Here is a 17,414-nt window from a genome sequence, read left to right on the forward strand (position 1 = left end):
GCTAATATCGGTTGAATTTAACTTTTCGACTGAAGAAACAAACACACAAGTGTCAACGTTATACCAACCCAACCAATGAAAGAAATTTCTTCCCCAACAATCGCAACTGCTAGTGCTGCTGCGATAACAGGTTCAAATAGCGTGAGTATGCTAGCTCCACTGGCTGTAACAAACCGTAGCCCAAACCCAAAAGCGACGTAACCTAACCCCATTGGAATCAAGGCCATGTAGAGCATGACCGTCGTATTAGTTGACGATGCAAATAGATTATCACCCGTGATGAAAAGTGTTGGTAGAAGCAAAACTCCACCAATACCAAAAACACTTCCCATGGCCGTTTGCGATTCAATGCCGTGGTCAATCATAGCCTTTACTCCCCATGAGTAAATGGCGTACGTCAGACCTGCCAATAGGCCAAGTAATACACCCCAATGCTTCATATCATGATCAAATAAGCTATTTGCGGATGACTCAGAAGCCAACAACAAGGTAATACCAATGACCCCGATTGTGAAACTCATCACCCAGCGCTTGGTTATGGTCTGATTTCGGCTAAAGAGACACTCTAACAAAGCAGAAAAGAAAGGTGCAGTGGAGATAGAAATAACCGTACCAATAGCCACACCAGCGAATCGCATTGATGAATAAAAAGCCAGTGGGTAGGTGGCTAAGGCGATAATACTAATCAGTAACGTTTTCTTCTTATGTACGACTTTTCGAAAATCTCTCTTCAGTGACTTCGCAGATAGACATGCTTGCATAAAACCACCAATACCCATAGAAAATGCGCCAATGGCGAGAGCACTGACATCCGGTGCCAAGCTAGCAGCGGTGCCCGTCGTCCCCCACAGGGTTGAAGCAAAAAGTATGGATAAAGTTCCTAATTGATAGTCGGTGAAATGTTTTTTTAACACTGTAGTTTCTACCTAGTGAATGGCTGTTTTAGGGTAGAAAGAATAAAAGAAAGCGATAGAGAGTTTTGTGCTGAAAAGACGGAATACTTGTTCCAGAAGACTATTTTAGTGACTATCGGGAAAACTCTCTAGGAGACATACCAAAATGCATTGAAAACCGTCGACTAAACGCGGAAAGGTCACTATAGCCAACTCGTTCAGCTATCAACTGAACTGGAAGGTCTGTATGAGTCAGTAGTGCTTTGGCTTTTTCCATACGTTGTAGTGTAATGTACTTATGGACGCTTACTTTTAATTGCTCTTTAAAAAGCTTTTTAAACTGCGTCGGACTCAAGCAAGCGGCATTCGCTAATGAGGCAATGGTGAGTGGCTGATCAAGCTGCTCGGCGATCACAACCTGTACATCTCGAATACGCGAATCTACGGAGCGAGACCGCTTTTGCTGCTCTAGCAACAGATAGAAGGTTGCAACCATTGAGTTTTCAATTTCATCATTAACCTGATACTCAAGTTGCTTTTCGACAAATTGGATAAAGCTCAGTAGAGGCGGGCTAATCGAAAACACAGCCACACTATTATCCATCAAATGAGTGGGCAAAGTGGTCATATCCGCAACAATAAAGCGTGATGACTCTTCGGCATTAAAACCGTGAGCACAACTTTTGGGGATGACTATGCAGTCGCCAACCGCCACCTTTCCGACATAACTATCCATATCAATATGTATGTTGCCCTGGAGAGGAAGCACCAGTTGATGATAATCACTATGAGTATGTCGGCTCATACGTTTCGTGTAGGAGCGAATGCTTAAGCTAGATTTCATAAAAACAACATACAGTTAAAGGATACCGCATTATAGCGTTGAAAGTATCGAGGTTGAAAGCTGGGCAGTTGTAAGCCCAGATCTTGAATGGGATGTGGTTTGTCAGTCCGCCTCGGACTCTAACGAGGCCAACCAACGAAGCACTTCCGCAGTTGCTTCAATAAGATCGCTTGGGATGTACTGGTCGACGTTGCCGTCGGCGTATAGTGCACGAGCAAGAGGGACTTTTTGCATCACAGGAACGCCTTCTTCTTTAGCGATTGAGACCATACGTTTGGCTACCGCCTCGGTTTCCATCAAAGTGATGACGGGCAGGGGCGTTTCGCCTTTCTTGTAATAAAGGCCAACCGCGATATGTGTTGGGTTTGTAACTAATACATTAGAACGTTTAACGTTTTCGCGCTGATTGGAGGCTTGTAGCTCTTGGTGCAACTGACGACGTTTGCTTTTTATTTCTGGACTGCCTTCCATCTCTTTGTATTCGCGCTTCACTTCGTCCTTGCTCATTTTGAGCTTTTTCGTGTGATCAAATTTCTGGTACGCAAAATCTGCGGCAGCGATGACGATGAAGCCTACCGAAGAGATAATCATTAATTGTTTAATCATGACGCCAGTAATGGTCGGGACACATTCTAGCCCACAAGTTGGAATTTGCATTAAAGCGTTGATGTTACCGCGTAATGTCACCCAGATAATGCAGGAAAGAAGAGAGACTTTAAGGATCGACTTGATAAACTCAATCACACTCTTAAGGGAAAAAATGCGTTTGGCCCCTTCGACGGGATTGATCTTTTTGATGTCGGGTTTAACGGATTCACCACTAAATAGGAACCCGAACTGCCCCATATTGGAAAAGATGGCGACGAGTGCAGCAACCAGAATAATCGGAGCGAGTAGATAGGCAATTTCTTTTGCGATGGCGATAGCGACATCGACTAGCGCATCTTGGAAACCCTGATAAGCAAGCTTACTTGGTAGGAGAATAAGCGCTGAGATGTGCGACATGTAATAATCGGCGAACGCAAACAGTACAATTATGAGCGCCAAAATTAATGCAGACGATACGATTTCTTGGCTTTTGGCAACCTGACCTTTCTGTCGAGCATCGCGTAACTTTTTTGCGGTGGGTTGCTCTGTTTTTTCTGCACTCATAAAGAATCCTAAGCGTTATTGCCAAATGGTATTGAGTTGTTCTGCGAATCGGGTAATGCCGTAAAACTGTACTTCAAAGTGATCCATCATTATTCCGAGATACACGATCAGTAAAACACTCGCGATGGCACTTTTTATTGGCATGGCAAGGAAAAAAACATTCAATTGCGGTGCAAAACGACTGATAAGCGCCAGACCAAACTCAGCAAGAAACATTGCCAACACTAGTGGAGCGGACATCAACACACCAAGCCACATAAGCTGTTCAAATTGCGCGTAGAAGAAGCTAACCCATGCGTCGCTAACGGTTGGGAAAAAGTCCACGATCGGCCAAGATGTATAGCTTTTGAATAACGCATAGATAAAAGTGACAAAGCCCCCACCAGAGAAGAACAGGGTAATCAACGTTTGGGTCAGTAATACCGCTGTTGGTGTGGATTGTGAGCCTAGCGTTGGGTTAAACATACTTGCCATGGCAGCCCCACGTTGGTTGTCGACCAGAAAACCGGCCGCTTCTATCGCCCAAAAAGGGATAGCAGCAACAAACCCTATCAATAGCCCAATTAATACCTCCTTACCCAAAATCATTATCAGCCAAATGCCGTCGGTTTCTGTGGGCAAGCTTTGCTGATTAATCATCGGAAATATAAACAGTGCGAGTGAGCAAAGCACACCATTTCTCACCATGGTGCCGCCTAACATTTGCTTGCTCAAAATAGGCAAAAAGATGAAGCATGCCATTAACCGAGGTAACGTCAGGCTGTACAAAAATAAAGCCTGGTGTAAGTCGTGATAACTCATCGTATTTGAGGAATTTTATCCATAGCAAGCGAGGCGAAGGCGTGGAGCTCTGCCCCTAGCCATTGCGTTGTGACGAACAGCGTAATAATGACCGCGATAAGTTTGACCACAAAGCCTAACGTTTGTTCTTGGACCTGAGTTAACGCCTGAATAAGCGACACCAATGTACCAACCAATGCTGCGACTAAAATCGGCGGTAATGACAAGTACAACACTAGGGTTAATGCTTGAGTCGTGAAATGAATGATTTCAGCAGAATGCATACTTTCTCCGTGATTAACCGTAACTCAACACTAAGCCGTGGGTGAGCTTTGTCCAGCCGTCAAGCAAGACAAAAAGCAACAATTTGAAGGGGAGGGAAATCGTCATTGGCGATACCATCATCATCCCCATCGCGAGTAGGATATTCGACACAATTAGGTCAATAGCGATGAACGGTAAGTACAACAGAAAGCCAATTTCAAAAGCGCGAGTAAGCTCGCTGACGGTAAATGCGGGCAGTAAGAGCAATAAACTGTCCGACTCTAAACGGTCTACGTACTTCTGTGGCCACAATGTGCGTGCAGCATCAGTGAAGAATATGGCTTCGGTTTCCCGAATATGCTTTTTCAAAAATTCTCGATAAGGCTGTAAACCGCTTTCAATGAGGCCTTCTACACTTGCAGAATCTTCAAGGGAGATATCATGCTGCTTTACGTAGTCGTAGGTTTCAAACCCGACGGGAGCCATGATGAAAATTGACAGAATGATGGCCAATCCGTAAAGCGCCATATTCGGCGGAATTTGCTGTACACCGAGAGCGTTACGCAGCAGTGAGAATACAACGGCGAGTTTCACAAACGACGTCGCCATCATGGCGATAAATGGGATCAGTGCCAGCAGTGCTAAGCTGACAATGAGATTGAGCTCGTCGGGTAACTGGATCATGCTGGCTCCTGCGTGCCACCGAACAGCTCCAGTACGCGCACACCTAAATGTTCGTTAACATTAACCAGTTCACACTCACCAATGATTTTGCCGTTGGCACGCAATGTTACCGGCTTAGATACAGGCTGGTTTAGCTCGAATACGTACCCTGGCTGAAGCTGGTTAAGCTGCTCTAGCGTGATGGTTTGATGGCCGATATCAAACGTGAGTTCCACAGGCAGTTGCTGGTGGTCGGTTAACATTTCTGAAGTGTTTACGTCATTCATATTGGTTTCTTTTTCAATAATGTGAAGAGTTTGGTCATCTAGCTGGCAGCGCCAGAGATTCTGGTTAGATACTTGAAAAATGGCTTGTTGCTTGGCGATGTAACCATCGTCAAAAAAGATGACATCTCCCAGCTCGAGCGAATTAAATTCGCTTAACGTCAAATGGGTCCTTCCAAGACTTAACCACACAGGTAAAGCGAGGTGTCGAGCTTGTAGAGCAGCGCTGTTTGGTAGCGCATCCAACAACACGTCTGATCCTTCGCTAACCCACAAACAAAGAGAGCCGTTAGGCTTATTGAGGGTTAACATTAAAGTATGCTCTTGGGCCTGGCTCGCCTCTAACGGCTGTAGTTGACTAAGAATGGGTAACTGACCAAATAGCGCTTTGATTGCCTCACTATGCGGTTCTATCTGTGAGCTCAAAAGTGCTAACTGGAGGGAGTTAGGCAGGGACTCAAACGCAGTAGCATTTAAGGTCGATTTCAGCCAATGTTGGAGCTGCGCACGAGAAAAGTCTACTTGTAGGGTTTGCCCTCCAATCAACGTGGTTAAACGGAACCCTTCAAATGAAGGGATTTGAGCAACAGTAATCGATACGCTCTGACCATCAGTCCCTTGGAAGTGGCACTGTTTTGCACAAAGTTGATTGCTGAGCGCGATACTTTCTGCATCCACTTTGGGTATTATTAACGGCGTCATAGGTCATTCTCCGCTTGCCATTCTTCATACACGCTGCGTTGTTGGCGTGAGTGTTGTTGTTCATGTTGTTGTTGATCGAGCTGTTGAGTTTGTTCGCTGATCGCTAAGCGAAGTGGCTGCTCACCGCCGAATCGGTTTAGCCGTTCAGCAAGATCTTGTCTAGCTTGCTGGCTAATAATGGAAAGGGCATGCTCTTGTCGAATCGTCACGCTATACCCTTGAGCGTCCAACTTGATGTGGATTTCACCACCTTTTAATTGCCCTTCACTTAGAAACAGCCGAACCTCTTTGTTGTCCGATGCGGTTGGCAGAGCAACATAGATTTTGTCCACCAATTGCTGGAGTAATTGGTTTACGTCTCGCGTTGGGCTTGGTTGAGCCTGCGAAGCAACACTTTTTAGGATGACATCGCCTTGTGTTACCGCACTTGCAAAGGGCTGAGAAGGCACTTTTTCTTCATCCGTTTTAACGGCGAATAGTGCGCTTTTCGTCTCGATTTTTTCAAGAGGCTTGGTTTCAGGCAGGCCATCAGTTTGGTCTGATCGTTTGCCTGTATTCTGTAGCGGCGGAGTTGCACGCTTATTGTGCGTTTTTTCAGTTTGCTTTTTTGTTAAGCCAACAATGTTAATCCCATCTTGAGCGAGCTCTGTCGCTTTCGCACTTTGGGGGAGCAAGCCAGATTCAAGCGTAGAGAGACAATCCGGCGAGGTATGTTTATCCATCGGCGTCGGTTTATCATCTTTCAAATGAGCTTGAGCTTGAAAGTGAGGATCAACACGCTCGGTAGAAGGGGAGCTTAGAACTGTGTCGCCATCGCTTTTTCCATCATTTTTAAGCAGTTTATTGTTTTCGCTAATTATTTCTTCGCTATTTGCTGCGTCGTCTTGCGATTTCTCTATGTCTCTCTTAGTGACGACGTCACTTTTACCTTTTAAAGTGGAGATGTTTTTGTCAGCGTTGGCTTCTTGGTTCGATAGGTTAGGTTTCTTATCTAGACCTTGAGATGTCTTGTGCCTTAGCGGTATGTCTTCTTCGCCAGTATGATTTTTTTGGGGATCCCCAACGATAGACTCCTTTCCCTTGCTAGGCTTCTTCGTCATTGCATGCTCGAATTGTGATTGAAGCTCGGCCTCCTTCTCGAGAGGCGCTTGTTCTGGCGTTGATTTGTGCAGCGTATTCGATGCTTCAGTTGTTGGGGTAATGCGCATAGTGAACCTTTAGATAATGTCGACAGTGCGAAACTCTTCCTGTTCGAGTTCTTCTTGGTATTGCCTTTCTCGCGATTTTTCCGCGACTTCTTGTTGCTGCAACTGAACGAATTTTTCTTTGGTTTTATGGGCTTGTCGCGCCTCTTTTTGCTTTTCTTTAAGTGCCGAGCGTTCGATTTCAAGCGCTTTTTTTGACTCGGCCACACGTTGTTTAAGTTCGGCTTCTCTCTCTCTTAACAACGCGATTTCTTGTCTTAATGTTTCCAGCTCTTTGAGAACGAGCGTTTGTTGTTTTGCTTTAGCAAAACGTCGCTCTTCTTCTTCCTGGCGCCAAACGTGATAGTCCGCGACAGAACGTTCGGCCTTTTGAACCTGTGCTGCGGCGTTTGACACTCGGTATTCTTGACGCTTGACGGCTTTATCCGCACGGTCAGCGCGAATTTTTTTGATTTCTAATAAACGTTCTATCATTGTTTCGCCATCCCTTTAAGTTGAGCGATAGCGCCATCAAGATCGCTTGGTTCATGAGTGCCTTGGCGTAAAAAGGCGCGTATATCATCACTTTGTGCAATGGCCATATCTGCTAGGCTATCTGCGCCATGTTGGTATTCGCCAATTTTGATTAGCAGCTCAACTTCTTCATACTTAGCTAACATTTCGCGAATATGAGCAGCAGACGCCTGATGATCGGGTTCAACGATTTGATTCATCACTCGGCTTGCTGACCGAAGTACATCAATGGCGGGGTAATGGTTCATTGCCGCAAGCTTGCGCGAGAGAATGATGTGCCCATCTAAAATGGAGCGAGTTTCATCCGCGACAGGCTCTGTCATGTCGTCACCTTCCACCAACACGGTGTACAGTGCTGTAATTGATCCTTTGTCTGATTGTCCAGCTCGTTCCATCAGCTTTGGCAAAGCGGCAAAAACGGAAGGCGGATAGCCACGTCGTGTTGGTGGCTCGCCTGCGGCTAGTCCAATCTCCCTCTGTGCGCGGGCGAAACGCGTTACAGAATCCATCAGCAGTAGCACGCGTTTACCTTGGTCACGAAAATATTCTGCGATAGAAGTGGCAACAAAAGCGGCTTTGGCGCGCTCCATTGCTGGGCGATCAGAGGTAGCGACCACTAAAACCGATTTGGCCATTCCTTCTTCGCCTAGGTCATGCTCAATAAACTCGCGTACTTCGCGTCCGCGTTCACCAATTAAGGCGAGAACGGTCACGTCAACTTCTGCGGAGCGAATCAGTTTTGCCAGTAGGGTACTTTTACCCCCACCAGCCGCTGCAAAAATACCCATGCGCTGACCTTCACCACAGGTCAGTAGCCCATCAATGGATCGAACGCCAAGAGAGATTGGCTTTTCAATTAGTTTACGTTGCATTGGTGGTGGCGCATCGCGATAAACAGGATACCAAGCACTTGGTTCCTGACTCTGCGTACCATCGAAAGGACGTCCAAGCCCGTCAAGCGTTGTACCTAACAGGTGGTCGCCAACACCCACTTCGTGCATTTTGCCCATTGGGCTTACTTCTGTATTTGAGGAAATCCCAAACATATTTCCTAACGGGGTGAGCAGAGCGTGATGCTGCTGGAAGCCAACCACTTCCGCTAACAAAGACAGAGTTTGATCGGGATTACGCAACTCACACAGTTCACCTACACGAACGCCAGGGACGACAGCTTTGATAATGGTGCCGGTGACTTGTGTAACGCGCCCGCGAATTTGGATCAAACGCGTGTGTTTAATCGCAGATTGTTGGATATCAGTGATGTATGAGAAATCGTTCAAGGTAAAAATATGCGCAATGATTGATGCTGAGAGGATAGAAAGTATAAGAATCAATTTATAGTGAATATCAGTCGGGAGTTTTTAGAAAACTGAAAGCGCACTAAAAAAACACGTCTGATTTTGACAGCTTCAAAAAAGCGCACTTCCTATAATTCGCCTGTATTGTGCGGAAGGAGTGCAAGTGAATGAGTATTATCAACAATCATATCGCAACAAATCCAAAGTTTGATGCGTCTATCCAAAACGGGTTGGAATCGTCTCGCCCCGACGTTTCACAAAAAGGCAATTATCGCGGTGAAACCGTCCGTGTTCACAATGCCACACAATCACTTTTTGATGCGATGGAAGAACTCACTTCACTCGGTTCCGAAAAAGCAGAGAAAGATCTGACCAAGCGCAAAGTGAAAGACAGTGGTGTTCGAGTTAATGAAGCACATGAACTCGTTTCGGACTATTTAAGAAAAGTCCCTGATCTTGAAAAGAATCAAAAGATCAAAGATTTGGCTACAAAAATGGCGGGAGGAAATATCTCGACCATCGCGCAATTACAAGCCTACTTGAATGGGTTTTCCGAGGAGAAAAGCCATCAATACCTCGCCCTAAAAGCCGTTAAAAAGTTTTTGAGTGCGAGTCCAGAAAGTAAACACCTACTAGCGCTGATTGACCAAGCACTTCTAAGAATCGAGCAAAACCCAGATACATGGTCTCAAATTGATACGGAAATCCGTGTCTCAAATTTTGCTGATGAATACAGCCAAGAGCAAGAGTTTAGCTCTTTGCATCAGCTGCGCGGCTTCTACCGCGATACCGTTCATAGTTATCAAGGGCTCGGCGCGGCTTATCAAGATGTAGTGGCGCGCTTTGGTGAGCAGGAGGTATCGACTGCTGTTGACTTTATGCTGCAAGGCATGAGTGCAGATCTTAGTGTTCAAGGTAGCAGTATCGATTCGGTTAAGTTGCAGTGGTTGATGTCCGATATGCAAAAACTCAAAACTCTAAATACGTTGCAAGATCGTGTGAATCAGCTGTTCCAAATGTTTAAACCGGAAAGGACGAATTATGGCTTATCAAGTTTCTAATTTGATGGCTGATGTGATTGCGTTGGTAGAGCAGCGATGGGTAAGCAGTGATGAGATATGGAAAGTCGCCAACGCAATGGAATTGACGGCGGTAGAACAAAAAATCGATTTTTTTCGAGAGTTCCATAAGTTAGTTCGCGCAATCCCAATTGACGTATTCGCCGATGAAGAACAACGACAGAATTTAATCCAAGCGGTACAAAAGGCGCTAGACGAAGCCATTGATATAGAAGAAGAGGAAGCGTGGGAAGATGAGTTGGATTGATGCATCCGTCGATGAATTTTGCCGAGGAATGGGGCTCGATGCCGTCGATTTCTCATCAGCTGGACGGGTGCAGCTGGATTTTGAGCAAAGTGGTACGCTGCATATTGAGCGACAGGGTGAGCAGTTATTCTTGATGTTGTCTCGAGCGTTATCTTGGCATCAAACCAGTGACATGATTCAAAGTGCACTGTGTTTGTGTCATGCCGATCAAGGCTGGCCTTTCGAAATTAAAACCGGCTTGTTAGATGAGCAAACTCTGGTTTTTTCAGCAAGGCTAAAAGGAGAAGAAGTAACACTTCCGACCTTAGAGCAAGCGTTTACGCTTTTGGCTCGTCTACATAACGATGTGGCAGGCTCATGACTCGAGTTAGCACTTTAAACGTAGGCATAGAAGCCTTCACGCATGTTACTCATAGTGAGGTTAAGGCCGATTTCCCTGAACGGTTTCAATTACTTCCGGATGGACAGGCGGTCGCTACGCATTTAGAGAAGCTCTATGACCTCAGGCCTTCAGACCAATACCTAATCGCGTTAACCAAGCCAAAATTGTTGCACTCAGAATTGTTGCGTCCAGAAAAGTACCGCCAACAGTTCGATGAAACGTTGGCTCAGCTGCAAGTTCTTGCACAGGACTCAGGCTCCGTTTCTTTTATCAAAGCATCCGAAACGCTACAAAGTACACAACTTGATCAGCGTTACCTTACTATGGCGCTCAATCTCCTTATTCAGGTCTAACCAACATGTTGAGATCCAAAGACATTGAACTCTTACTTGTTCACGCTGCGCTACAAGTTCAATACCAAAAGCCAGAGCATGCCATTTCTATTCTCGATGCGGTTCTAGAAATAGAACCGCAGCACAAAGAGGCGATGCAAACACTTGCTGTGGCGTGTTTACAAAGTGGTCGATATACCCGGGCGATTGAGGTGTGTGAGCACTTATTAAAATCCGACCTTCATCCTGACTCGGCAGGACTCTGGTTTTGTTTAAGCCAAGCGCGTTGGAAACAAAATGACGTCGATGGGGCACGCCAAGCGCACCGACGCTATCTGCAATCTTTAAATAGTGAATCACATGAATAAGTTGATCGATATTCTAAACAAAGTAGGGCAACGCAAAGACATCATGCTTGCGGTGATGTTACTCGCGATCGTCTTTATGATGATATTGCCACTTCCTACCGCACTGGTGGATGTACTGATTGGCACCAACATGAGCATTGCAGTGGTGCTGCTTATGTTAGCGATTTACATCACCACGCCACTTGAGTTCTCTGCATTTCCTGCGGTGCTATTGATCACGACATTGTTTCGTCTGTCTTTATCTATCACGACAACCCGTTTGATCTTGCTACAAGGCGATGCTGGTCAAATCGTTTATACATTCGGTAACTTCGTTGTGGGCGGTAACTTAGTGGTCGGTATCGTTGTGTTCCTGATCATTACCATTGTTCAGTTTATGGTGATCACCAAAGGCTCAGAAAGGGTAGCAGAAGTTAGTGCGCGCTTCTCACTCGATGCGATGCCTGGTAAGCAGATGAGTATTGACGGTGACATGCGTGCCGGAGTAATTGACGTACACGAAGCTAGGCACCGACGATCACTGATTGAAAAAGAAAGCCAAATGTATGGCTCGATGGATGGCGCGATGAAGTTCGTTAAAGGCGACTCCATTGCGGGTCTGGTCATCATTGTGGTCAACATCTTAGGTGGCGTCACGATCGGGGTAACGCAAAAAGGCATGAGTGCTTCTGAAGCACTTGAATTGTTTGCGATTTTGACCGTTGGCGATGGTTTGGTATCGCAGATCCCGGCACTCTTTATCGCGATTACCGCCGGTATTATCGTGACGCGTGTTTCTCATGAAGATTCTTCTGATCTTGGGTCGGACATTGGTGGGCAGGTCATTGCTCAGCCACGTGCGCTTCTTATTGGTGGTGTGCTTTTGGTGCTGTTCGCACTCATCCCTGGGTTTCCAAAAATCACTTTTCTGGTCTTGGCCGCCGTGGTTGGTGGTGGTGGTTTCTTCCTTTTCTATCAACAGAAAAAACAAGCTGAATCAGATAGCACCGACTTATCAAGCTTTGTTTCGCAAGGGGCCGGTTCGCCAGCAGCGAAGCCAAGCAAACCTACGCCTTCTAGAAACAGTAAAGGTAAGTTAGGTGAGCAAGAAGAGTTCGCCATGACGGTCCCGCTGTTGATTGATCTTGACGCGAGCCTTCAGGAAAGCTTGGAAGCAGTCGCATTAAATGAAGAGCTAGCAAGGGTGAGGCGCGCACTATATCTCGACCTAGGCGTGCCTTTCCCAGGCATCCACCTGCGCTTTAACGAGGGGATGCAAAATGGCGAGTACTTAATTCAGTTACAAGAAGTCCCGGTTGCACGAGGACGAATTGTTAAAGATCAACTCTTGGTGACAGAAGGGAATGAACAGATCGATTTATTAGGCGTGCCTTATGAGCAAGATGAAGATTTTCTACCTGGTATTTCTAGCATTTGGGTGGCACAGAGTTATGAGCAAAAACTCGTAGCCAGTCATGTCGGTTTTCTCACACCCGACAGAATTTTAACGTACCACTTGTCTCATGTTCTCAAGGAGTACGCACAAGACTTTATTGGTATTCAGGAGACGCGTTATCTGTTGGAGCAGATGGAAGGCAGTTATTCGGAGCTAGTCAAAGAGGCCCAGCGTATTGTTCCGTTGCAAAAAATGACGGAAATCTTGCAACGCTTGGTTTCTGAAGACATTTCTATCCGAAACCTTCGCGTGATCTTGGAAGCGATGGTTGAGTGGGGCCAAAAAGAGAAAGATGTTGTACAGCTGACGGAGTACATTCGTTCCAGCTTAAAACGTTACATTTGCTACAAATACGCGAGCGGACAAAACATGTTGCCCGCTTACTTATTGGATCAAAATCTCGAAGACACAATACGCAGCGGTATTCGTCAAACCTCAGCAGGGAGTTACTTGGCGTTAGACCCGTCAGTAACGCAACAATTTGTCAGTGATGTGAAACAGACCATTGGTGACTTAAGCCGCATGCCGAATAAACCTGTGCTAGTTGTGTCTATGGATGTACGCCGATATGTGCGAAAGCTTATTGAATCGGAATACTACGATCTGCCCGTTTTGTCATTTCAAGAACTAACCCAGCAAATCAATATTCAGCCACTTGGAAGGGTGGGGATGTAATGAAAACAAAACTAATACTCTCGCTGGCGCAAGCGGGGCTCGAAGTGACGCCATACTTTTGGCAACAAAGTGAAATTCAACTTGGTTATCGAATTGAAGTTGAGGGCTTAGAGCTCGTTTTTCGGGTGGAGGACGGTGAAATCATCATCGTTCTTCTGAAACGCGTTCGTCCAAAATTGGGGTTGAGTAACCCCTTTGCCGGATTATTTCTCTTGGCTGAACATGCCATTCAACTTTATCCCTCCGATTGGGTCATTCGCGGCAACGTCGATGTGTTACGTGGTAGCAACATGAGCAGCCAGCGATTGGCACAGTTCTATCTAAAAGCATGCGGTGCAAGCCATGATGAGCTAGACGACTGGTACTGTTTACGCCTAGCAGATTATAGACCTTTGAAAAAGTTGAAAAAGTAAAAACTCACGACTGTTACTGACAGCACCGATGAGATGACCCGCTTTAAGATAGGAATCAAGATGAAGCAACCGTTTACCGATGCGATTGAGAACGCTGAGCTTGCCATTAGAAAAGCTGAAGACAGAACCGATATTTTTAACGAGCTATTGGAAGGCTTAGGTGTTGGTCCTGTTGCGGGTGATGTTTTACTTGGCGGTATAAAAGCGCCAGTAAATACCATGAAACGTGCAGAGCAAGAGCTAATAGACGAAGTCCAGCGCCGCCGGCAACAACAAAATCAGCTACAAGGTACGTCAGGTAAACGCAGAAAGCGTCCCACAGTGATGCGCGGCATGATGATTTAGAGGTTTGGAAATGACGAATATGAAAACGACTGGCTCTACGACAGGAGCAACAGACACAGCTGCGAGTAGTGCACCATTACCCACTTTCCAACAAAACTTGATAGAGGCATTTACCCCTGTACTGGGTGAAGCAGAGACTCAGCAACTTGCCTCTCTAATCTCTTCATTGCCAACTATCTCGGGACAAACGGAATCACAAAGCATCGCGCTTTATGTTGATACACTTGAAAACCTAAAAGCGAAAAATAACGCGTTTGCTGATATATCATTGACCGACACCGCATCTGTTTGGATAAAGTCGCTACAAAGTGCTAACTCAGATGGCGAATTAACCGCAGCCGAGTTTAATGCTCAAACAAACCAAACGCTATCAAATCAGTTTCAGTCTTGGTTTAGTAAGTTACTGACGGAAAACGTAGATAGCTCGTTATCTACTGAGTTTGTTAGTCAATTTAATCTGGGCACTCAGGGTAACCAAGCGGAGCAGATCGCCAACCTCTCCGAGACAGGTCTGGCTAATGCCACCAAAGAAATTTCTCTTTTTGTTGCAGAGCTTGCTAATCAAATGGGCTCCCGTGAAGTGAGAGATGCTTCTATTTCTTTTCTTCGCAATGCCTTTAGTAGCCTAGGTTCCGTTAATCTCGCGCAGCTGAAGAGCTCGGACTTTCTGTTGACTAAAGAGAGTTTCGCTCTTCAAGTCTCAGCTCAATTAAAAAGTAGTTTTCAAGGCATCGGTATTACTTTAAGCACCGATGACGCAAGTTCGCTAGCTAGCAGAATTACCTGGACTCCTGGTATTTCTAAACAGCAGCTTAAAGAAGCGTTAGATGAAATGGCCGCTCAAGTGAAAGGCCAATATAGCGCAGCTTATGGTGAGGCGAGTGGAACGAACAATCTAAAAGCAGCACTTAATACTGTCATTGGTGGAACTGAGCCTTTGACCCTTTCTAGTCTGTTCGCCAACTTCGCGGTGAGTTTAACAAATATAGAAATCGACGACTTTTACCAGGACAGCGCGATAGCCGATGTCCAAAAGACACAAATAACGGCAGCTCAAGTTAATTTGATCAAAGAAAACACCGAACGAGATATCCGATTACAGTTTGAAAAAATAGTAAAAGGTGAATCTACCGGGGCTTCATTTACTGAGCGATACGAGGCATTGCGCAAGAACTTAGGAGCATTGAAAGAGCGTCTACTCAATATCACCGATAAAGAGAAAGCGGATCGCGAGGTGAGAGCAGAGCACTCTCTAACGGCTCGTGATTTGTTGGCCGTTGTTGAGTCCAGCATCGGAGACCGTTTTGATGAGCAAGTGCTGCTTGCACTAAATGAGCGTCGTGTTAACCGTTTAGAGAAACGTAATGACCAGAAAGAGGCATTAGAGGATCTCACAATACAGCTTAAAGTTTTTGGTGTTGTGCAATCAAAAATTCACTCTACGCAAAGTGTTGATGGGGTTTATAAACCGGGATATCCAGAAAGTAACTTCAAAGCGAGTGACTTTAACTACAGCAATCAAACGGATTTTGAAGCTTCACCTGAGTACAAGTATTTGACGGATAATAAGATAACAAACCATCGAGACTTCCTTCAAACACAAGGTATTACTATCGGTGATGGTGCGTCGTACCAAGACGAAGAGAAGTCGAAAAAACTGTCTAATTTTTCTAGTTCTGTCAGTGCTAAATCCAAGTTGCTTAACGATGAAGTGCAAATCAAAACCACTGAGCTGAACGACACCAGTTCTCAATACAACTCGACCGTTGAAGCGATGAACAAGTTTGTTCAGAAGTACCACAGTATTTTACAAGAAATCCTACGAGCCATTTAAGGATAACCAACCATGACTAAAACAAACGCGACCGATCCATCCCAAATGCAAGCAGAAGAGCTGCTGTCTTTTCTGGAAGAGGGAGGCACGCTAAAAATGTTGCACGATGTGTCTCAGGACACCATCGAACACATTTATGCCGTAGGTTACAACTTTTTCCAATCGGGAAAGATTGAGCAAGCAGCGAAAGTATTTCAATTACTCAGCATGCTTGATCATTATCAGGCGCGATTTTTCATTGGCCTTGGCGCGGCTCGTCAGGAGTTGGGTGAGTATCTGCAGGCAATAGACGCCTACAGCTACGCAGCGCTAGTGGACGTAAATGATCCACGCCCACCTTTTCACTCTGCTGAATGTCACCTGAAACTGGAACAACTGACAGAAGCAGAGAGTGGGTTTTACAGCGCGAAGGAGATGTCTGCCGGAAAATCACAATATGCAGATTTGCATGAGCGTGCAGGCATCATGTTAGAAGCGGTGAGAAATAAAAAGGAGTAATTAGACTATGAGTTCTATTGCACTTGACCGCATCCAGACACAGGTTTATAGCCCTGAATCTGGCCAAGCCACGTTAGATAACGTGCAGAAAACGGCGTCTACAGCGACGCCTTCTGTGACGGTAGAAAACGTGAAGAGTAAAGATGCAGATGTACTGAACACCGGAAAAGTAAAAGTTCAGTTAGATGCACCCAACGCAGCTGTTAGTGACAAAGTGAATGATTTGACGCTAAAAGCCATGACACAGCTGCAAAAGATCGTCGATACCATTGCAAAATCTCTCCATGCAGTTGCAGACCAAACAGGTTCGATTGCCGTCAAAATCATCGCAGGATCTGCTGATGATTTTGAAGTAGAGCTTGCTGCTATCACGGATAAACTGAAAAGTGCTCAAAACGAGCTGAAAATTCAGGAAGTGAAGGTCGCCAAAGCTAAGCACGAAAAAGAGATGGTGGAAAACCAAGACAAAATCAAAGAATCGGAAGCCGCTGCAAAAGAAGCCCAAAAATCAGGCTTAGCAGCGAAGATCTTTGGTTGGATCAGTGCGGTGGTTTCTATTGTTGTTGGTGCCGTAATGGTGGCAACGGGTGTTGGTGCAGCAGCCGGTGCACTTATGATCGCTGGTGGCGTTATGGGAGCAGTGAGCATGGCGTTGCAAGAGCCAGCCGTTCAAGATGCGCTAAAAGAAGCGGGCGTAAATGTCGATGTGCTAAACAAAGTCGTAATGGCATTAGAAATCGCCGTCGCGGTTATTGGAGCTGTTGTGACGTTTGGTGGTGCAGCAGCTGGCGGTATCGCGAAACTTGCAGCAAAAGGTGCTGGTAAGGTAGCTCAAAAGGTCACGGAAATCGCTACGAAAGCCGCTGCAAACATGGCGAAAGTGGCGGATATGGGCACAAAAGCTGCGACAACAACAGCGAAAGCGATTCGTTATGGCGCAGAAACCGTCGATCTTGCCGTCAATGTGGGGAAAGGCGCAACGGACAGTGTCCATGCTGCTAACAGTGCTCACGTGACAGAGATTCAGGCTGATATCACAGACCTTCGAGCCAAAATGACGTTAAGCCAGGCTGTCATTGATAAGCTCAAAGAAGAGATTGGTAAGTTGATGGAAGACTTCCAAGAGTTGATGAGCCTCATCATGCAAATGATTCAAGCGAAAAGTGAAACTATGCAAACGGTGTTAAGCCGTCCTGCAACGGTATAAG

The 17,414-nt window shown here is 45.8% G+C and carries 21 protein-coding genes; 11 read left to right on the top strand and 10 right to left on the bottom strand.

The window, feature by feature from the left end; genetic code table 11:
- Nucleotides 1-17 precede the first annotated feature (17 nt).
- The 10 genes from R7E51_RS11555 to vscN all read right to left on the bottom strand — a co-directional run bounded on the left by R7E51_RS11555 (nucleotide 18) and on the right by vscN (nucleotide 8,580).
- Entirely contained in the window at nucleotides 18-914 is an 897-nt protein-coding gene (locus tag R7E51_RS11555; protein ID WP_206958224.1) for a DMT family transporter, read from the bottom strand.
- A 112-nt stretch (nucleotides 915-1,026) separates the two neighbouring features.
- Complete coding sequence (locus R7E51_RS11560) at nucleotides 1,027-1,737, bottom strand: helix-turn-helix domain-containing protein (protein ID WP_206958226.1); 711 nt, start codon at nucleotides 1,735-1,737, stop codon at nucleotides 1,027-1,029.
- A 102-nt stretch (nucleotides 1,738-1,839) separates the two neighbouring features.
- Nucleotides 1,840-2,889, bottom strand: a complete 1,050-nt coding sequence (gene vscU, locus R7E51_RS11565) for a SctU family type III secretion system export apparatus subunit VscU (RefSeq protein ID WP_206958228.1) — start codon at nucleotides 2,887-2,889, stop codon at nucleotides 1,840-1,842.
- Nucleotides 2,890-2,904: 15 nt separating this feature from the next.
- Nucleotides 2,905-3,690: a type III secretion system export apparatus subunit SctT gene (gene sctT, locus R7E51_RS11570; protein ID WP_206958230.1), complete on the bottom strand. Its 786-nt coding sequence runs from the start codon at nucleotides 3,688-3,690 to the stop codon at nucleotides 2,905-2,907.
- Nucleotides 3,687-3,953: a SctS family type III secretion system export apparatus subunit VscS gene (gene vscS, locus R7E51_RS11575; protein WP_005377227.1), complete on the bottom strand. Its 267-nt coding sequence runs from the start codon at nucleotides 3,951-3,953 to the stop codon at nucleotides 3,687-3,689. Before vscS ends, sctT begins: the two co-directional genes overlap by 4 nt.
- 13 nt (nucleotides 3,954-3,966) lie before the next feature.
- Nucleotides 3,967-4,617 carry a SctR family type III secretion system export apparatus subunit VscR gene (gene vscR, locus R7E51_RS11580; RefSeq protein ID WP_005377232.1) on the bottom strand — a complete coding sequence of 217 codons (651 nt, stop codon included), beginning with the start codon at nucleotides 4,615-4,617 and terminating at the stop codon, nucleotides 3,967-3,969.
- A complete protein-coding gene (gene vscQ / locus R7E51_RS11585; RefSeq protein ID WP_025768125.1) occupies nucleotides 4,614-5,582 on the bottom strand; it encodes a SctQ family type III secretion system cytoplasmic ring protein VscQ in 969 nt (322 codons plus the stop codon). Before vscQ ends, vscR begins: the two co-directional genes overlap by 4 nt.
- Complete coding sequence (locus R7E51_RS11590) at nucleotides 5,579-6,790, bottom strand: type III secretion system needle length determinant (RefSeq protein ID WP_206958232.1); 1,212 nt, start codon at nucleotides 6,788-6,790, stop codon at nucleotides 5,579-5,581. The genes vscQ and R7E51_RS11590 overlap by 4 nt, the downstream gene beginning before the upstream one ends.
- Nucleotides 6,791-6,799: 9 nt before the next feature.
- Nucleotides 6,800-7,261: a type III secretion protein gene (locus R7E51_RS11595; RefSeq protein WP_005377236.1), complete on the bottom strand. Its 462-nt coding sequence runs from the start codon at nucleotides 7,259-7,261 to the stop codon at nucleotides 6,800-6,802.
- Nucleotides 7,258-8,580 (bottom strand): SctN family type III secretion system ATPase VscN, encoded by a 1,323-nt coding sequence (gene vscN, locus R7E51_RS11600; protein WP_005377237.1) that lies wholly within the window; start codon nucleotides 8,578-8,580, stop codon nucleotides 7,258-7,260. Before vscN ends, R7E51_RS11595 begins: the two co-directional genes overlap by 4 nt.
- A gap of 185 nt (nucleotides 8,581-8,765) precedes the next feature.
- Between vscN and sctW the strand changes: the two genes are divergently transcribed.
- From sctW to vopB, 11 genes are read left to right on the top strand one after another with little or no spacing between them, the layout of a single operon-like run.
- Entirely contained in the window at nucleotides 8,766-9,659 is an 894-nt protein-coding gene (gene sctW / locus R7E51_RS11605; RefSeq protein WP_005388156.1) for a type III secretion system gatekeeper subunit SctW, read from the top strand.
- Nucleotides 9,640-9,924, top strand: coding sequence for a TyeA family type III secretion system gatekeeper subunit (locus tag R7E51_RS11610; protein WP_005377239.1), 285 nt, complete (start codon nucleotides 9,640-9,642; stop codon nucleotides 9,922-9,924). Before sctW ends, R7E51_RS11610 begins: the two co-directional genes overlap by 20 nt.
- Nucleotides 9,911-10,285, top strand: coding sequence for a type III secretion chaperone SycN (gene sycN / locus R7E51_RS11615; RefSeq protein ID WP_005388159.1), 375 nt, complete (start codon nucleotides 9,911-9,913; stop codon nucleotides 10,283-10,285). Before R7E51_RS11610 ends, sycN begins: the two co-directional genes overlap by 14 nt.
- Nucleotides 10,282-10,659, top strand: coding sequence for a type III secretion system protein VscX (gene vscX / locus R7E51_RS11620; RefSeq protein ID WP_064368455.1), 378 nt, complete (start codon nucleotides 10,282-10,284; stop codon nucleotides 10,657-10,659). Before sycN ends, vscX begins: the two co-directional genes overlap by 4 nt.
- A gap of 5 nt (nucleotides 10,660-10,664) precedes the next feature.
- A complete protein-coding gene (vscY, locus tag R7E51_RS11625; RefSeq protein ID WP_005377248.1) occupies nucleotides 10,665-11,006 on the top strand; it encodes a type III secretion system chaperone VscY in 342 nt (113 codons plus the stop codon).
- On the top strand, nucleotides 10,990-13,116 hold the full coding sequence (vcrD, locus tag R7E51_RS11630; protein ID WP_086013006.1) for a SctV family type III secretion system export apparatus subunit VcrD: 2,127 nt from the start codon (nucleotides 10,990-10,992) through the stop codon (nucleotides 13,114-13,116). The genes vscY and vcrD overlap by 17 nt, the downstream gene beginning before the upstream one ends.
- The gene (locus R7E51_RS11635) at nucleotides 13,116-13,529 is read left to right on the top strand and encodes an LcrR family type III secretion system chaperone (RefSeq protein WP_206958234.1); all 414 of its coding nucleotides are present in this window, start codon (nucleotides 13,116-13,118) and stop codon (nucleotides 13,527-13,529) included. Before vcrD ends, R7E51_RS11635 begins: the two co-directional genes overlap by 1 nt.
- A 60-nt stretch (nucleotides 13,530-13,589) precedes the next feature.
- A complete protein-coding gene (locus tag R7E51_RS11640) occupies nucleotides 13,590-13,874 on the top strand; it encodes an LcrG family type III secretion system chaperone (protein WP_054867031.1) in 285 nt (94 codons plus the stop codon).
- Nucleotides 13,875-13,884: 10 nt separating this feature from the next.
- The gene (locus R7E51_RS11645; protein WP_275259329.1) at nucleotides 13,885-15,708 is read left to right on the top strand and encodes a virulence-associated V antigen; all 1,824 of its coding nucleotides are present in this window, start codon (nucleotides 13,885-13,887) and stop codon (nucleotides 15,706-15,708) included.
- A 12-nt stretch (nucleotides 15,709-15,720) separates the two neighbouring features.
- A complete protein-coding gene (vcrH, locus tag R7E51_RS11650) occupies nucleotides 15,721-16,206 on the top strand; it encodes a SycD/LcrH family type III secretion system chaperone VcrH (protein WP_005377258.1) in 486 nt (161 codons plus the stop codon).
- Between the two features lie 7 nt (nucleotides 16,207-16,213).
- Nucleotides 16,214-17,413: a type III secretion system translocon subunit VopB gene (gene vopB, locus R7E51_RS11655; protein ID WP_172563235.1), complete on the top strand. Its 1,200-nt coding sequence runs from the start codon at nucleotides 16,214-16,216 to the stop codon at nucleotides 17,411-17,413.
- The last annotated feature ends 1 nt before the right edge of the window (nucleotide 17,414 follow it).

Origin of the sequence: Vibrio sp. Vb1166 (assembly GCF_033338695.1) — a bacterium.
Taxonomy (GTDB): Bacteria; Pseudomonadota; Gammaproteobacteria; order Enterobacterales; family Vibrionaceae; genus Vibrio; species Vibrio alginolyticus.

What these genes read in the sequence shown, in the direction of transcription:
- R7E51_RS11560 (WP_206958226.1), bottom strand. Translation starts at nt 1,737, where the DNA reads ATGAAATCTAGCTTAAGCATTCGCTCCTACACGAAACGTATGAGCCGA.
- vscU (WP_206958228.1), bottom strand. Translation starts at nt 2,889, where the DNA reads ATGAGTGCAGAAAAAACAGAGCAACCCACCGCAAAAAAGTTACGCGAT.
- sctT (WP_206958230.1), bottom strand. Translation starts at nt 3,690, where the DNA reads ATGAGTTATCACGACTTACACCAGGCTTTATTTTTGTACAGCCTGACG.
- vscS (WP_005377227.1), bottom strand. Translation starts at nt 3,953, where the DNA reads ATGCATTCTGCTGAAATCATTCATTTCACGACTCAAGCATTAACCCTA.
- vscR (WP_005377232.1), bottom strand. Translation starts at nt 4,617, where the DNA reads ATGATCCAGTTACCCGACGAGCTCAATCTCATTGTCAGCTTAGCACTG.
- vscQ (WP_025768125.1), bottom strand. Translation starts at nt 5,582, where the DNA reads ATGACGCCGTTAATAATACCCAAAGTGGATGCAGAAAGTATCGCGCTC.
- R7E51_RS11590 (WP_206958232.1), bottom strand. Translation starts at nt 6,790, where the DNA reads ATGCGCATTACCCCAACAACTGAAGCATCGAATACGCTGCACAAATCA.
- R7E51_RS11595 (WP_005377236.1), bottom strand. Translation starts at nt 7,261, where the DNA reads ATGATAGAACGTTTATTAGAAATCAAAAAAATTCGCGCTGACCGTGCG.
- sctW (WP_005388156.1), top strand. Translation starts at nt 8,766, where the DNA reads ATGAGTATTATCAACAATCATATCGCAACAAATCCAAAGTTTGATGCG.
- R7E51_RS11610 (WP_005377239.1), top strand. Translation starts at nt 9,640, where the DNA reads ATGGCTTATCAAGTTTCTAATTTGATGGCTGATGTGATTGCGTTGGTA.
- sycN (WP_005388159.1), top strand. Translation starts at nt 9,911, where the DNA reads ATGAGTTGGATTGATGCATCCGTCGATGAATTTTGCCGAGGAATGGGG.
- vscX (WP_064368455.1), top strand. Translation starts at nt 10,282, where the DNA reads ATGACTCGAGTTAGCACTTTAAACGTAGGCATAGAAGCCTTCACGCAT.
- vscY (WP_005377248.1), top strand. Translation starts at nt 10,665, where the DNA reads ATGTTGAGATCCAAAGACATTGAACTCTTACTTGTTCACGCTGCGCTA.
- R7E51_RS11635 (WP_206958234.1), top strand. Translation starts at nt 13,116, where the DNA reads ATGAAAACAAAACTAATACTCTCGCTGGCGCAAGCGGGGCTCGAAGTG.
- R7E51_RS11640 (WP_054867031.1), top strand. Translation starts at nt 13,590, where the DNA reads ATGAAGCAACCGTTTACCGATGCGATTGAGAACGCTGAGCTTGCCATT.
- R7E51_RS11645 (WP_275259329.1), top strand. Translation starts at nt 13,885, where the DNA reads ATGACGAATATGAAAACGACTGGCTCTACGACAGGAGCAACAGACACA.
- vcrH (WP_005377258.1), top strand. Translation starts at nt 15,721, where the DNA reads ATGACTAAAACAAACGCGACCGATCCATCCCAAATGCAAGCAGAAGAG.
- vopB (WP_172563235.1), top strand. Translation starts at nt 16,214, where the DNA reads ATGAGTTCTATTGCACTTGACCGCATCCAGACACAGGTTTATAGCCCT.